Origin of the sequence: Acaryochloris sp. 'Moss Beach' (assembly GCF_021497025.1) — a bacterium.
Lineage (GTDB): Bacteria > Cyanobacteriota > Cyanobacteriia > Thermosynechococcales > Thermosynechococcaceae > Acaryochloris > Acaryochloris marina_A.
Genome location: NZ_CP071717.1, coordinates 5,073,852 through 5,088,814, shown reverse-complemented (window position 1 = coordinate 5,088,814; position 14,963 = coordinate 5,073,852). Strand labels below are relative to the sequence as shown.

Genomic DNA, 14,963 nt, shown 5'->3' with positions numbered 1-14,963 from the left:
CTAGGCTGCCCCTGTGACTAGCATTGAAACCCCACCTGCAGGCGTGAAGGTTATGCCCCGTCGAACGGGTTGAATAGGTTGTTGGCTAGCCAGTTGCAGGGAGGTTTGTTTAAGGACCGTAGCAAGCACTAATTTCATTTCAAATAAGGCAAAGGCATACCCTAAGCAACGACGATTACTGCCTCCGAAGGGAAAATACTCGTAGGGTGAAAACTGGCGTTCCAAAAACCGCTCAGGCCGGAAAACATTGGGATTGGGGTAGAGATCTTCTCGGTGATGAACCAGATAGATACAGGGGGTCAACATCGCACCAATCGGCAGATCGTATCCCATCACTCGCAGGGGCTGTTTGAGGATACGGCTAAAGGTGAACAACACCAACGGATAAATTCGTAAAGTTTCTGAACAGACTGCACTGAGGTAAGGCAGCTTGGCAATCTCACAGGGGTCGGTATCTGGGGTAATGTCATTTAACTCCGCCAGTAATTTCGTTCGCACTTCAGGAACCTTATGGATCCAATAAAAGGCCCAGGCCAATGCAGAAGCGGTGGTTTCATGGCCGGCAAAGAGCAGCGTCATCAGCTCGTCCCGTAATTCTGTATCGCTCATGGGTTCTCCCTGCTCATCACGGGCAGCAAGGAGTAAGCTCAAAATATCTTGCCCCAGGGGCTGCTGACGTCGTTCCTGAATTTCCGCGAGCAGTAGAGTGTTTATGGCTTGTCGTCGCCGCAAAAATTTCCCCCATAGACTCCAAGGACCTAAATCTTTTTGTAAACCGGAGAGAAATAGATGGCTAGACCCCAAGGAAGTATCGAAGGTATGAAGCATCTCGTCCAAGAGCTGACGCAACTGCTGAAAGCGCTCATTGTTATCAATACCAAAGATGGTCCGCAGGATGACCCGCAGGGTAATTTCTTGGGTGGCTGAGCGCATCACAAACGGCTGATTTTGGGGCCATTTTTGCGATACTTGAGTTGAGATCGCACACATCGATTCACCATAAGCCCGCATTCGCTCACCATGAAAGGGGGGCATCACCAGTTTTCGCCGTTTTTTGTGGGCTTCCCCATCTAATAGAAGGAGGCCCTGATCGCCCGTAATAGGAGAGATGATCCGGTTGCCGCTGACACTATCGAAAAGATTGGGGTCAGTGGTAAAGACCTGCTCAATGGCATCAGGATGACTGAGGATAACAAAGGGTGGGAAGCCAAAGGATCGACCTTCAAAGATGTCACCATAATCGGCTTGGGCGTTTTCCAAATAAGGAATGGGGTTGACTATGGCTCGAATCGTTTGCAGCCAAGTTGGCACTTGAACACGAGGAATTGGCGCAGACGGAGTAGGGGCAGGCGCTGTAGTAGTCATTGTTTTTTCTCCAAGCTATCAATAGGCTAATCTTGATACCACTCTCATAGCAGGCCCAATATCTTGCCAGGGAAGATCAGAATTTTAGGTGGAAACTTAAGACTCTATTCCCTTGAGTAAATTTTCCAAGGTTGGCCATAGGCTGTTCCTGAGAAGGTTTTATAACTGTTCCTTTATCACCAATATCCTGGGATTCTCCAGTGACAGTATGTGACAAACATCATTCATTGAGATGAAAATAAAATGCTGTATTTTGTGGACTTGAAATTCTTCGTCAGTCATGAAATGAGCAGCATATTGATCTGCCCAAGGCGAATTATGAAAAATGAGTATAGGGTAGGTCCAATCTTGAAAGTTCGGATGCTCACATTGTGGAATCGGAGAGGGTAATGCGATTAAACCAAAGGATTCCTTCTCCCACTGAAAAGCAAAAGGATGCTCGAAAGTGATGCTGAGATCTGACTCAAAACCACCCATAACTCTAGCGAAATGCATGGTTATATTAAGGATAGAGGTCCATGCATATGAAATATCTGCACAGGGCATGCTTGGTATTGCAGTGTCTAAATATCGAACTGCTTTTTGCATGTGTTACCCAACTCTAGATAATATTGTTTATCAAAAGTGCTGATAGCCTTTTTGCAGATCTAAAAAATATTTTGTCCCATCTTTTCTGATTAACTTGATATCATTCCCAGCAATGATTTGACCTAAAATCACTGCTGTTGAGTCTAGTTTTTCAACCAACTTCTGTGCCGAGGATAGCGGTAAACAGAGAACCAACTCAAAATCTTCGCCCCCATAAAGCGCCCATTCTAGGGCTTGCTCTGAGGTTAAAACTTGAGAGTTTTTAAAACTATCGGGTATCGAGATTTGAGTTTGCTGGATCTCAGCCCCAACTCCACTAGCTCTACAAATTTGTAAAACAGCATCCGCTAAACCATCACTACTATCCATTCCTGTCGCCCTAGGAACAGGTGTGAAGTGTTGAAGCGCTTGAATCACATCTAATCGGGGTTGAGGACGCTGATGGGCTTTCTGTAGCGCTAATCGCTCTGTAAGACTCAATGTCTGTCCCCAATCCGGGTGGAGTAAGAGTTCTAATCCAGCCCGAGCAGCACCATGCACACCCGTAACCACAATTGCATCTCCCGGTTGAGCCGTAGAGCGCAAAATTTCTTCCTGGGGCAAGACCTCCCCTAACGCCGTCATGCTCACGGTAATGACTGAAGAACGACTCAAATCTCCACCAATAATGGCCGTTCCATAGGTGTTTAAGCAATCGGCCACCCCCTGATAAAACTGATCGAGCCAGCTCACAGGTAATGTTCCAGGTAAGCCTAGACTGATGGTCAGCCCCAAAGGGCTAGCCCCCATAGCTGCGATATCCGACAAATTTGCGGCAGCCGATCGCCAACCGACATCAGCGGGAGACGTGGTGCGATCGCTAAAGTGAATCCCATCCACCAACATATCCGTCGTCACCACAAGGTGATGTCCTGAACGAGGGGTGAGCACCGCTGCATCATCGCCCACCATACTGGGTTCACAAAACCGATACAGCCGCTGTAATAACTGTTGCTCACCTAACTCGGCCACCGTGAGACCTAGGTTTTTATTTTCCATCCATAACCTGATCAAAAAAGACCTGGGAACCGCGTTAAGTTCCCAAGCCTATTGTGGTTGATACTGGTCTAGATTTTGAAATTAGACTAGATTCTCAGCCCCTTTAATCACCCGAGCAGACTCAATCACGTCGCCGGGCTTAATCATACCGAGCACATCTTGGCCTTCCACCACGTATCCAAAGACCGCATAACGACCATCCAATAGATTTGAGCCAGCAGGCGTTAGTTCTGGTTCAAAAAGCAAGAAAAAGAACTGGGAAGAACCGCCGTTAGCATCATCGCCTGGCCGAGCCATTGCCATAGTGCCGTAGGAAGAGAAAGTCAATACTGGCTCATCTAGATAGATTCCCAGCTCTTCCAAAGTAGAACCATAAATCGGCTCAGAATCGCCCTTAACCATGATTTCTAGAGGAATAGCCCGGTATTCTCCAGTACTAGGATCGATGAAACCTGCATCAGGACCATCTGGATCGCCCGTTTGCACCACATAAGACTCTTCAGCCCGCGTGAACTCTAGACCATCGTAAAATTTGCGCTGAACGAGATCGACAAAGTTCCCTGCTGTCACTGGAGCACTATAGCCATCTACCACCATCGTCATCTCACCTTTACTGGTAGTGACAGCAATCGTGGCTCGACCTTTCAATTGAGGCAGATTTTGATATTCTTCAGGCACCTCAAAGGGAAACTCTGTGAGCATCGCTTCTTCGATAATGCCCACTCGATCCGCCAGAGGTTTACGAATGGCGTTGAACTGGTCAATGTCCTTGTTCGCGACAGCATCTTCTAATTCTAGTAACGCTTGACCAATTAGATCTAACTGCTCGGCTGCAACCTCTTGTTGATCAGTCACAACCGCCGCCAAAATATCGGAGCGGTGAAAATCGAGGGTTCTTTTCGCTTTGCCCAGTCCTTTGCGAATTTCAGGCCATCGTTTGCCGCGAATTTGGGGCGTCGTTCCCTCTACAGCATTTTGAATATCCCGAATATAGGGTTCATCAATGGGTAGGGCAAAACGCAGAATGCTATTGCCATCTTTCACAGCATTTGCCGTTGGTAAAACAGATAGCGACAAAAGCGGGGCGGACCAGACTGGCCCTGATAGACCAAAGGAAAAAGCGAGGGTGAGCAGCAGCAGGGCTGTTCTTTTCAACCAAGAATGAAGACTATACATAGATCCTAAAATTGCAACTTAAATCAAGCCAGCTCGATCGTGAGCCACCCCACGAGGCTAGAACTGTTGTTCTGTACCAACAATCCCTAATAAACCTAGTCAAACTAATCAACCACTGTTGAGACGAATCAACAATAGCAACCATGACGTGTTCGCGAACCTCTGCCTTGCATTAAGGACAGCAATCTTGATCTGGTAGATTTAAATCTGCTCAACAGCCTCAACAGATTGTGGTGAGGCGAGTTCAGGCAAGACAACCTTCTCAACGACTGGCAGAAACCCTAGCCATTGGTAGGATAACTCAGCAAACTGTTCGGGACAACCACTGACAAAGAACCGAGTCGTTGGAGAGGGGTTTCCGTTCTGCAATTGGAGAAGCTTTAGCTCTTGTTTTGCAGCGGTAGTGATATACACAGCCGGGTCAACGGTTTTGACGTGGGGTGGCAAAATTTGTCGAATCACACCAGACAAATGAGGGTAATGGGTACATCCGTAGACAAGAGTGTCGATTCCTTGTTGCAGAAGTGGCTTTAAGTGTTGGTGGACAATGTGGAGGGTTTCAGGTTCGCGAATGCGGTTGTGTTCAATGAGAGGGACAAATTCTGGGCAGGCCTCTTGGAAAACCTGGGCAGTGGCATTGACCTCTTGAATCGCTTGCGGATAACTTTTACTCGCCACTGTGGCAGGCGTTGCAATCACGCCGATACGTTTCCCTTGTTTAACGGCTGCTCGTGCCCCTGGCAGGATAATACCTAAGATAGGAATATCAAACTCAGCACGCACTTCATCTAAGGCTAATGCTGAGCTAGTATTGCAGGCCATAATTGCCATCTTGATGGGTTGAGATGTCATCCAACGCAAAATTTGGCGGACAAATCCGAGAATTTCGGATTGAGAGCGTGTTCCATAGGGGACATTCGCCGTATCCCCAAAATAGAGAAAAGACTCCTGAGGAAGCTGCTGCTGCAATTCCTTCAGAACCGTTAAACCACCCACACCGCTATCAAAGACACCTATAGGTAATTGCTGGGGGGAATAAGCACTTGTAGTTCTTCGAACGTAGCTGGGGATACCATCGAGATCGCCTTCGCTTCTTTTCCGCACAACGACTGTAACTCCTCACAAACACAAACAACACACACACACTTGACTACGCATTATTGCTTAGAATATGCATTTTTGCCTAGAGGCACTCGACAATATCCCTTGAGCTTGAGTAATTTTATTCCCTTTATAAGAAAATATAATCTTCGCTCATTAATGTTGACTGTGACCCAAAACAGATAGGGGGCTGTGATTCTAAGCACTTCTCACTGGTTGCAGGTTTAACATGCCCGCTTTGTATAGAGAATATGCAGCCTATCTTAGGATAGGCAAAAGAACTTCATAATTTATCAATATTTGGGAAAAATTTGTTTGTAAATCTGAGGGTATTCATCAAAAAAAGTGATGCGGTTGATACCAACAGACCGCATCACAAAAATTCGGAGAAAGACTTGGGTAACGTTAGACTTCTGTTTCGACTCTTGCCAAAACCCGTTCGGCTACTTTGTCGGGCACTTCTTCCAAATGATCGTCTCGCCAATTAAAGAAGCCAACCCCCTGGGTGAGGGATCTCAACTCAATAATCAAGCTTTGCATCTCTGCCATCGGCAAATAAGCCGAGATTTCATCCCAGCTTTCCCAATCGGCCTTGCCTTCATAGCCTAAGACCTGACCACGATGATTACTGATTAAGCGTAGGACCTTGGACGTGAATTCTGTCGGAGTGGATAGGGTCACTCGTTCAATAGGTTCCAAGAGTACGGGTTGGCAATTGGGAAGTCCAGACTGCATGGCAATCCGTGCCGCCTGCTTAAAGGCCTGTTCTGAGCTATCCACCGAGTGATAGGAGCCATCGGTGAGGGTGACATCAATATCGACGATGGGGAAACCCAACACACCATGCTGAAGGAATTCACGGACGCCCATCTCCACACCTGGGATATATTGCCGAGGGACCACCCCTCCCACAATCGTGTCCTTAAAGCTAAAACCTTCTCCCCTAGCTTTGGGTTTGATATCTAACTGCACATCTCCATATTGACCATGTCCACCGGTTTGGTGCTTATAGCGGCCATGACTAGAGGCTGACTTGCGAATACTTTCCATGTAGGGGACATGGGGGGTATGGGTTTTGATGGGTAACTTATGTTTACGTTGTAGCCGATCCGTGGCAATTTGCAGGTGGATATCCCCTTGCCCCCACAGCACAATTTCGTGGGTGGTGTCCCGATGCTCCCAACTCAAACTGGGGTCTTCTTCCAAGAGCTTACTAATGGCACCGCTGAGTTTGACTTCATCTTTGCGATCTCTGGGGGAAATCGCTAGAGAATAGACGGGCTCAAGCTGCTGAGCCGTCGGTAAATCTGGAGGAGCAACTCCATTAACAACAACAAGGGTATCCCCAGTTTTGGCCCCATCTAAGCGGCTCAAGGCCACAATGTCTCCCGCCTTTGCTTGGGTGAGACTCTGTTGCTGTTGTCCCAATAAACGGTAGATGCCACCGACTCGCACTTGGTTTAAGGTCATCCCCTCGGTCAGGGTCCCTTGCCACACTCGCACTAGGGATAGTTTGCCGCCCTGAGGAGAGAAATAGTTTTTCAATACCTGGGCAACCAGACGATCTGAGCTGGGTTCTAGTTCACGAGATTGAGCCGTGTCATTCGCATCGGGTGCTTCCTTCTCAAGGGCGTCTAGTAGGGGACGAATCCCAAATCCTGCCTCAGCGACCCCTATAAAGACCGGCACAATTAAATCGGCCCCAAGTTCTGTTTTCAGATCTTGTAAGACTTCGGATTGGGGTGGCTCAATATCTTCTAAGAGTTCTTCTAAAAGATGATCATCAAAATCAGCTAACGCTTCCAACATTTCTGTATGGGCCGCTTTTTCCTGATCCGCCAGTTCTGCAGGTAAAGGTATCGGGTCCGCAGGGGAGTCGGGATGGTAATGGAAAGCTTGTTCAGAAACGAGATCAATAAATCCCTGAAGGTCCTCGTTTTGGCCAATGGGGTATTGATGAAGGACCAGAGGACGGCTGGAGACTTGCTTGAGAGCATCTAAGACTTCGCTAAATGGAGCGTTGGCACGATCCATTTTATTGATAAACACCAGATGGGGAATTTCCCATTCATCCAGGGTTTGAAATAAGGGAGCCAGGGTGAGGACTTTCTCGGGTTCAGGCTCACACACCACTACAGCAGCATCAACCCCAACCAGACAGTTTAGGGTTTCTTGCAATAACTCGACAGAACCTGGGCAGTCTAAAAAAGTAAAAGAAAGGCCGCCATGTTCAAAACTGGCAGCCGTTACTTCTGTACTCATTTGGCGTTCCCGGGCTTCAGCGCTTGCATCCCCCACGGTGTTGCCTTCTTTTATGGACCCTTTTCGGGTGGTGACCTCCGTGACATGGAGTAAACTTTCGAGGAGCGTTGTTTTGCCACTGGAATAGGGACCCACCAGGGCAATATTTCGGAAACTATTCATAGTTACCTCATTGATAGACGATATCGCTGCGATCAATCGCAGCAAGCAAAATAATGAAAATTGAAACTAGAAGGGGTAAATCTCAGTCTCATGAATGAAGGAGTTCCTGCTCGTAGACTGCAGAGACTTGAGACGTACCTCTGGTGTAACTCAGGATTCAGTCTGTTTTGGTAAAAGTGCCACTTCTTTTAAGGCAGGGTTAACAACCGTGAAGTATGTTGACGTTTTTGTAATCAGGAGAGATGAATGTTAAGCATTCGCTTACTAAGCACCAGTATTTTGTTGATTCTGGGGGTTGGAGTCATCGTTCCTGAACAGGTAAACAGCCCTGTCCATGCTAAACCAGTGGCCCAGGTGAATAAGGATCGCCAACTCTTTCAGCTATTTAAGAAAGGTAAAGAGTTAGTAGAGGCCAATGATTTAGATATGGCCTTGCAGGCCTATCGGCAAGCGACTCTCTTAGACACCAAAAATCCGCGCATATTTTCAGCGATTGGCTATATTCAGGCCCAAAGAAAGGATTTTGCCCGATCCGTCGAAGCCTACAAAAAAGCGATCGCCCTCGATGGCAAGAATGCCAATTTTCACTATGCCTTGGGATATAGCTTGGGCAACTTAGGCCAGAATGACCAAGCTGCGGCGGCCTATCAAAAAGTCATCGAACTGGAACCCAAAAATGTACGGGCCTATGAAGGCCTGGCCGTCATTTACAGTCGCCAACAGAAATATGACGAAGCGTTCCAAAACTTCCAAAAAGTGATCGAGATTAACCCCAAGAATGGCGGAGCCTACAACTCGATTGGGCTGATTCACTTGAAAAGGAATCAGGTGGAGCCTGCCGCTACTAATTTGAAAAAAGCCGCCACTTTGTCTCCCAAGAATGGCGAAATTCAGATGAATCTGGCTTTGGCCTATGCCGCTCAAGGCAAAACGAAAGAAGGATTAGCAGCCCTAGATAAAGCAGTCAAATTAGATCCAAGAAACCCCAAGGTCCATTTGCGGACAGGACAGCTGTTGCAGAGCCAGGGAAACAACGAGCGAGCCTTAGCGGCCTATAAACAGGCGTTGCAGCATGACAAGAATTTAGGGGCTGCCCATGAAGGTCTGGGGGATGTATTGATGCAAAAGGGGGATGCCTTAGGGGCTGTGGTTGCCTTTCGTCAGGCAGCTAAGCTAGAAAAGCGTAATCCCAGCGCCTTTTATAAATTAGCGAAAGCACTCATTGCCCGGAACCGCCATCGGGAAGCCATTCCTGAATTACGCAAAGCCCGTCAGCTGTACCAACTTCAGCGCCAAGCTGATGGGGTTAAGAAAGTGGATGCCTTGTTAAAACAGTTATCGGTCAGTTAAGGACGGTCTGAGGGATTAAGCCTCTGGCAGTACTGTTAATACCCGATAAGCCGTGGTGGAGAGGTAAGTCTGAGCAGCCTGTTGCAGATCAGCTAGGGTCAGTTGCTGAATATACTGTGGATACTGCAGGCCAGCTTCTAGGTTATGGGCGATCGCATGGTGGTATCCATACAGACCGGCTCGACTAGACGGGCTTTCAGTACCAAATAAATGCTGGTTCACCATTTGCCGTTGTCGTCGTTCTAACTCTGATGCGGGCAACGGTTCATCTTGGAGCTGCTGTAAATGACGGATAATTTCCGCTTCTACCCGCTCCAAATTCTCTGGCGGCACCTGGGCGGAGATCCAAAATAACCCTTGCCATACCTGGGTGAGGTTACTGACAGAGATGCGCTCAACCCACTGCTTCTCTTCTCGTAGGGATTTAACTAAGCGAGCGTTTCGTCCACCTCCTAAAATTTTGGCTAGGACATCTAAGGCATAGGTTTGAGAGAGCTGTTGAATTCCGGGTACCCGCCATAGCAACACTAAGCGAGCCTGGGTCAGTTTAGGGTCAACGACTGTTTGACGAGTGATGTCAACAAAAGGCGGCTCGATGGCCTGGACTGGGGCCGAGGGAGGAGGACTAGAGGGTGTGGAAAATTCTTGAGCAACGGTTTCGATCATCTGCTCCACGGGCAGATTACCCACCACAACAGCGGTTAGATTTTCAGGATGATACCAAGACCGATGATGGTCATACATTTGCTTGGGAGCAAGGGATTGGATTACCTCAGCAGGACCCAGAACAGGTCGCCGATAAGGTAATTGGGCATATCCCAAGGTCATGGCTTGCCGAAATAGTCGACGGCGAACATTATCGTCAGAACGGCGAATTTCCTCCAGCACCACCAGCCGTTCTCGCTCAAAGCTCTCGGCATCTAGACGGGCATTGAGGGCCAGATCAATTTGCAACGGTGCGATCGCATTAAAATCCCGAGGAGCAACAGTGACGTAAAAGCAGGTGTAGTCCTGACTCGTGACGGCATTGGTAACGCCGCCTCGGGCCTCCACTTGGCGTTCAAACGCACCTTCTGGGAGCCGCTCTGTCCCCTTAAACACCATATGCTCTAAGAAATGAGCCATACCATTGATGGCATCAGCTTCCACCGCCGAGCCAGCATTCACCCAAAGGCTAAAGTTGACCGCATCCACGGGTAGATGCTCTGCAATAATCGTTAACCCTTCAGGGGTACGGTGGCAGGTGGGATTCAGTAAAGGGGGAGCTGCCATATAGGCAAGGGGGCCGATAGATCCCCTCCATTCTAGCTTTTGACGATGGCTCCGAAGTCACCTAGCACGAGGGCGTGATTGCGCAATAATCCCAGTAAGTTCAAGCGGTTAGTGCGCAAATCAGCATCTTCTGCCATAACTAAAACACTATCGTCGCCATCAAAAAATTGGCTCACTGCAGGCGCAATTTCTGCTAAGCCCTGGACAAGCTGTTGATAGTTTCGAGAAGCTTGGGCTGCCTCAGTTTGAGGTAAGAGCTTGAGTAAGCCATCATAAAAAGCCTGTTCGGATGACTGTTCAAACAGCTTCGGATTCACAAGGTCTTTCGGATCCAGCACATCGGTTGGCAAATCGCCTTTCGTCGCCAGTCGAGCAGCTCGGTTGACGGTTTCATAAATCGTGTTTAACGTGCCATCGGTGCGGATGGTCTGCAGAAATTGAGCGCGATCGCGGCCATCTAGCACATCCACCAGCACCCGCTGGGTATGCTCACCATTTTCGCCTAAGACTGCATTGACTAAGTCGTAGTCAATGTTCTGCTCATCCTGAAGCAAACTGCGTAGTCGTTGCCCAAAAAAGTCATGAAGCTTTTGGACATCGGGCTGGAATTTAGCAAAGGTCTTGGTAAAGGCAGTGATGGTTTCTGTGAGTAGTTGATCTAGGTTGAGATCTAGATTGGCAGCCCAAACGATATTGAGAATGGCATTGGCTGCCCGGCGCAAAGCAAATGGATCGGACGACCCGGTGGGAATCATCCCTAGGCCAAAAATACTGACTAGGGTATCCAATCGATCGGCAATACCGACAATCTGCCCTACAAGAGTCTGTGGGAGCTGATCGTTGGCCCCTTTGGGTAGGTAATGTTCAACGATAGCAGTGGCAATTTCGGTGGATTCACCACTTGCGATCGCATATTTCTCCCCCATCACTCCCTGCAATTCAGGAAACTCACCCACCATTTGGGTCACCAAATCTGCTTTACAAAGCAGGGCTGCCCGCTCCACCTGTTGAGTCGCTTTTTTATCGAGCTTGAGCTGCTGGGCAATGCGTTGGGCGTTAGCCTGAATACGATCCACCTTGGCCCGTACAGATCCTAAATCTTTCTGGAAGGTAACCGTTTCTAGCTTCGGTAAATAATCAGCAAGAGACATTGCCTGATCGGCCTTATAGAAAAACTGACCATCGGCTAATCGAGCCCGAATCACCCGTTCATTCCCAAATGAAATAATTTTTGACTTTGCTGGATCGCCGTTGGAAATCGTGATGAAGTGAGGCAAAAGCTTAGCTTCTTTACTAGCCTCAACGGGGAAATAGCGCTGATGGCTCACCATTTCTGTCGTAATTACCTCGGAAGGCAGCTCCAGAAATTCTGACTCAAAGCCCCCCACTACGGCGGTAGGCCATTCCACTAAATAGGTCACTTCCGTCAGCAGATCTTCGGAAATGACGGCTTTGCCTTTAACGGACTGGGCACAGGCGTGAATCTGCTCTTGAATTAAAGTTTGGCGCTGGCCTGGATCCACCTGTACAGAAGCCTTTTCTAAGGTGGCAACATAGTCTTGGGGATGCTTGATCGTCACCGGTTCAGGGTGGAGCACCCGATGACCACTAGAAATGCGATCGCTAGTTATCGTACCTGTTGAATTCTCCAATTTAATAGGTATAAGATGATCGTCCAACAGCGATACCAACCATCGAATCGGCCGGGAGAATTTAACTTCTCCATCGCTCCAACGCATAAACCGCTTACCGTCTAGGCCAAAAATCCAATCTGGAATCAGGGCAGCTAAAACTTCAACCGCAGGCTTACCCAGGGTCGTTTTCTGGATAAAGATAAACTCACCTTTCTCCGTATCGCGCAATTCAAAATCAGCAATACCAACCCCTTGTTTACGGGCAAATCCTTCGGCGGCTTTGGTCGGTTGGCCGTCCTTAAACGCGGCTTTGGCAGGAGGACCTTTGACCTCTTCAGTTTGGTCAGGCTGCTGTCCTGGCAAGCCTTCAGCCAATATGGCGAGTCGTCTGGGCGTACCATAAACCTTGAGGGATTTTGGGGTCAGGAGATGTTCTTTTAGACTGTTAGGAATTTGCGATCGCCATTGCTGAATCGCCGATTCTACAAAACTTGCGGGCAACTCTTCTGTACCCACTTCTAATAAAAACGTCGCCATCACCGACCCCACTGGAATATTGCCTAATTCATGCAGACCAAAGGTTTGCTTACACAGTCTATCGTGGGACTACGGCAAAATGGGAAGAGGTTTGGAGAGCTGACTTTTGCCGTTATCTCTTCCCCCCCCTTTAGCAGAAGACTCGCAGCTTTTTCATCAGGGTTCTTGCTTGCCCATTCAATCGCAATAAAGTTGTTTAACTGACAGTCATCTAGGAGGGAATAAGGGTTTCAAGATTAACTCCGCTTTCAGCAACATCATGCTTTCACTCCTTGGACTAAAGACCCCTGATTTGTAGAGGTTTGAAGACTTAGCGACAACAGTCAGGAAGCATATGCTCCTTGACCTTATAGCTAGGTATAAGGTTTATGATGCAACCAGTGTAAATCCCTATCGCCATCATGAACCGTGTTAGCGATGTTGCTCGCACCTTTGGCCTTAATCCTCAGACCCTCTATTACTATGAGCGGATTGGCCTCATTCCTGCGCCAGAGAGAAATGACTCAGGATATCGAGTCTTCAATGATCAAGATTTGGCCCGTTTATCTCTTATAGAGCGAGCAAAAACGTTAGGGCTAACCCTAGACGAGATTAAAGAGATCTTGGTACTACAAGCCGGGAATACCTTAACTTGCGGTGAAATTCATGAACGACTACTCAAAAAGCTTGAACAGATCGAAATCAAAATCATTCAGCTCCAAGAACTAAAAGCAGAATTACTACCGCTTATCCATCGATGTAAAGAGCAACTCAGCCAACAGCAAATTCATACAGATTGTGGCGTTTTTAAAGAAAACGAAATATCTATAGGCACAAGCTAGAACTTTCTTATTTCAAGTATTTTCTGATTCAGCGGGTTCTCGTCAACCTCATCAAATTATGACAACTCAAAAAACTCGACTCACCCCTCCAGTCCAGGCAGGGGGACAGCTTAATGTCTTTGAACGCTATCTCACCCTGTGGGTGGGTCTTTGTATTGGTGTGGGCATTCTCTTGGGGCGGATTGCGCCTGGCATCGCAGTCGGTCTGGATGCAGCCAGTTTCCACCAAATCTCTATCCCCATTGCGGTTTGTCTTTTTTTCATGATGTATCCCATCATGGTCAAGATAGATTTCAGCCAAGCTCGTCGTGCAGCTCGCACCCCAAAGCCTGTGCTACTAACCCTAGGCGTCAATTGGCTGATCAAACCCTTCACGATGGTGGTTTTAGCTCAGTTCTTTTTAGGACAGGTATTTACGCCTCTGTTGCAAGGGACTGAAGTCATTCGTGGTAGTGAAGTGTCTTTGGCAGATTCTTATATTGCCGGTGCTATTTTGTTGGGGATTGCGCCCTGCACAGCCATGGTGCTGATGTGGGGATACCTGTCTTACAGCAATCAAGGACATACCCTGGTCATGGTAGCTGTGAATTCTCTAGCAATGCTATTTCTTTATGCCCCATTGGGGCGCTGGCTATTAGCCGCTAACGATTTAATCGTGCCCTGGCAGACCATCGTTTTGTCGGTCTTGATCTATGTGGGGCTGCCGTTAATCGCCGGCATGAGTTCCCGATACTGGATTCTGAAGCATCGCGGTAGACAGTGGTTTGAGCAAGTTTTCCTGAAGTGGCTCAGCCCCATGGCCGTCATCGCTCTACTGGTCACCTTGGTGCTACTGTTTGCCCTGAAAGGGGAGTTAATCGTTAACAACCCCTTGCATATTGTGTTGATTGCAGTTCCTCTGTTTCTACAGACGAACTTTATCTTTTTAATGACCTATGTCATAGCTCAAAAGCTGGGGTTGACCTATGAAGACGCAGCACCTGCCGCTCTGATTGGAGCCAGTAACCACTTTGAAGTAGCAATTGCAACTGCGGTCATGCTGTTTGGCCTGAACTCGGGAGCTGCTCTCGCTACAGTGGTCGGAGTTCTGATTGAAGTTCCGCTTATGCTGGCACTAATTGAAGTCTGTAAACGAACTGCTTTTTGGTTCCCTAGAGATCCTGAAAAGGCCACGCTTTTAGATCCACGTTGTTCTCGCCCTTTAGCTTAATCCACTCATGGAAGAAAAGATGAAACGTATCATGTTTGTTTGTAAGCATAATTCTCGTCGCTCCCATATGGCTGAAGGATTTGCAAGGTCAATCGCGGGTAACAAGATTGCAGTAGCGAGTGCTGGCTTAGAAGCCAGCCAGGTCGATCCTCTTACCATTCAAGTGATGCAAGAGGTGGGAGTCGACATTAGCAATCACACCTCCAATGCCTTAGCTGAATTTGAGCCCCCAGACTTTGAGGCCGTCATTTCTTTATGCGGTTGTGGGGTTAATCTACCGGAAGCCTGGGTGACTCGACCGATATTTGCGGATTGGCAGCTAAAAGATCCGGCTGGACAATCGATTGAAGTCTTCCGTATTATCCGTGATCAGGTTAAACGACATGTCCAAGGTTTGGTAGAGACAGTCAGCCTTTGAGAACTATCCATATTCCTATCCCATTAGAA

12 protein-coding genes are annotated in these 14,963 nt (G+C 48.0%); 4 read left to right on the top strand and 8 right to left on the bottom strand.

Going from position 1 to position 14,963, the window contains the following annotated elements; genetic code table 11:
* From HRE53_RS23990 to HRE53_RS23965, 6 genes are all read right to left on the bottom strand, one after another.
* Complete coding sequence (locus HRE53_RS23990) at positions 1 to 1,365, bottom strand: cytochrome P450 (protein WP_235108238.1); 1,365 nt, start codon at positions 1,363 to 1,365, stop codon at positions 1 to 3.
* Between the two features lie 159 nt (positions 1,366 to 1,524).
* Positions 1,525 to 1,953 (bottom strand): hypothetical protein, encoded by a 429-nt coding sequence (locus HRE53_RS23985; RefSeq protein ID WP_212665588.1) that lies wholly within the window; start codon positions 1,951 to 1,953, stop codon positions 1,525 to 1,527.
* 30 nt (positions 1,954 to 1,983) lie between these two features.
* Positions 1,984 to 2,991, bottom strand: coding sequence for a thiamine-phosphate kinase (thiL, locus tag HRE53_RS23980; RefSeq protein WP_235108237.1), 1,008 nt, complete (start codon positions 2,989 to 2,991; stop codon positions 1,984 to 1,986).
* A gap of 81 nt (positions 2,992 to 3,072) precedes the next feature.
* Entirely contained in the window at positions 3,073 to 4,167 is a 1,095-nt protein-coding gene (locus tag HRE53_RS23975; protein ID WP_235108236.1) for a peptidylprolyl isomerase, read from the bottom strand.
* A 201-nt stretch (positions 4,168 to 4,368) separates the two neighbouring features.
* Positions 4,369 to 5,271 (bottom strand): glutamate racemase, encoded by a 903-nt coding sequence (gene murI, locus HRE53_RS23970; RefSeq protein WP_396133404.1) that lies wholly within the window; start codon positions 5,269 to 5,271, stop codon positions 4,369 to 4,371.
* Between the two features lie 402 nt (positions 5,272 to 5,673).
* The gene (locus HRE53_RS23965; protein WP_235108235.1) at positions 5,674 to 7,692 is read right to left on the bottom strand and encodes an elongation factor G; all 2,019 of its coding nucleotides are present in this window, start codon (positions 7,690 to 7,692) and stop codon (positions 5,674 to 5,676) included.
* A 246-nt stretch (positions 7,693 to 7,938) separates the two neighbouring features.
* Here HRE53_RS23965 and HRE53_RS23960 point away from each other — a divergent pair, with 246 nt between their 5' ends.
* Positions 7,939 to 9,042, top strand: a complete 1,104-nt coding sequence (locus HRE53_RS23960) for a lipopolysaccharide assembly protein LapB (RefSeq protein ID WP_235108234.1) — start codon at positions 7,939 to 7,941, stop codon at positions 9,040 to 9,042.
* Between the two features lie 15 nt (positions 9,043 to 9,057).
* Here HRE53_RS23960 and HRE53_RS23955 read toward each other — a convergent pair whose 3' ends face one another.
* Positions 9,058 to 10,314 (bottom strand): pitrilysin family protein, encoded by a 1,257-nt coding sequence (locus tag HRE53_RS23955; protein WP_235108233.1) that lies wholly within the window; start codon positions 10,312 to 10,314, stop codon positions 9,058 to 9,060.
* 32 nt (positions 10,315 to 10,346) lie between these two features.
* Complete coding sequence (gene glyS, locus HRE53_RS23950) at positions 10,347 to 12,485, bottom strand: glycine--tRNA ligase subunit beta (RefSeq protein WP_235108232.1); 2,139 nt, start codon at positions 12,483 to 12,485, stop codon at positions 10,347 to 10,349.
* A 401-nt stretch (positions 12,486 to 12,886) separates the two neighbouring features.
* Between glyS and HRE53_RS23945 the strand changes: the two genes are divergently transcribed.
* Genes HRE53_RS23945 through arsC form a run of 3 tightly spaced genes read left to right on the top strand, consistent with a single transcriptional unit; the run spans position 12,887 to position 14,934 of the window.
* Positions 12,887 to 13,306, top strand: coding sequence for a heavy metal-responsive transcriptional regulator (locus HRE53_RS23945; RefSeq protein WP_235108231.1), 420 nt, complete (start codon positions 12,887 to 12,889; stop codon positions 13,304 to 13,306).
* Positions 13,307 to 13,364: 58 nt separating this feature from the next.
* Positions 13,365 to 14,516 (top strand): ACR3 family arsenite efflux transporter, encoded by a 1,152-nt coding sequence (gene arsB, locus HRE53_RS23940; RefSeq protein ID WP_235108230.1) that lies wholly within the window; start codon positions 13,365 to 13,367, stop codon positions 14,514 to 14,516.
* A 19-nt stretch (positions 14,517 to 14,535) separates the two neighbouring features.
* A complete protein-coding gene (gene arsC, locus HRE53_RS23935) occupies positions 14,536 to 14,934 on the top strand; it encodes an arsenate reductase, glutathione/glutaredoxin type (protein ID WP_235108229.1) in 399 nt (132 codons plus the stop codon).
* The last annotated feature ends 29 nt before the right edge of the window (positions 14,935 to 14,963 follow it).

What these genes read in the sequence shown, in the direction of transcription:
- HRE53_RS23945 (WP_235108231.1), top strand. Translation starts at nt 12,887, where the DNA reads ATGAACCGTGTTAGCGATGTTGCTCGCACCTTTGGCCTTAATCCTCAG.
- HRE53_RS23965 (WP_235108235.1), bottom strand. Translation starts at nt 7,692, where the DNA reads ATGAATAGTTTCCGAAATATTGCCCTGGTGGGTCCCTATTCCAGTGGC.
- HRE53_RS23975 (WP_235108236.1), bottom strand. Translation starts at nt 4,167, where the DNA reads ATGTATAGTCTTCATTCTTGGTTGAAAAGAACAGCCCTGCTGCTGCTC.
- glyS (WP_235108232.1), bottom strand. Translation starts at nt 12,485, where the DNA reads ATGGCGACGTTTTTATTAGAAGTGGGTACAGAAGAGTTGCCCGCAAGT.
- thiL (WP_235108237.1), bottom strand. Translation starts at nt 2,991, where the DNA reads ATGGAAAATAAAAACCTAGGTCTCACGGTGGCCGAGTTAGGTGAGCAA.
- HRE53_RS23955 (WP_235108233.1), bottom strand. Translation starts at nt 10,314, where the DNA reads ATGGCAGCTCCCCCTTTACTGAATCCCACCTGCCACCGTACCCCTGAA.
- HRE53_RS23960 (WP_235108234.1), top strand. Translation starts at nt 7,939, where the DNA reads ATGTTAAGCATTCGCTTACTAAGCACCAGTATTTTGTTGATTCTGGGG.
- HRE53_RS23985 (WP_212665588.1), bottom strand. Translation starts at nt 1,953, where the DNA reads ATGCAAAAAGCAGTTCGATATTTAGACACTGCAATACCAAGCATGCCC.
- HRE53_RS23990 (WP_235108238.1), bottom strand. Translation starts at nt 1,365, where the DNA reads ATGACTACTACAGCGCCTGCCCCTACTCCGTCTGCGCCAATTCCTCGT.
- arsC (WP_235108229.1), top strand. Translation starts at nt 14,536, where the DNA reads ATGAAACGTATCATGTTTGTTTGTAAGCATAATTCTCGTCGCTCCCAT.
- arsB (WP_235108230.1), top strand. Translation starts at nt 13,365, where the DNA reads ATGACAACTCAAAAAACTCGACTCACCCCTCCAGTCCAGGCAGGGGGA.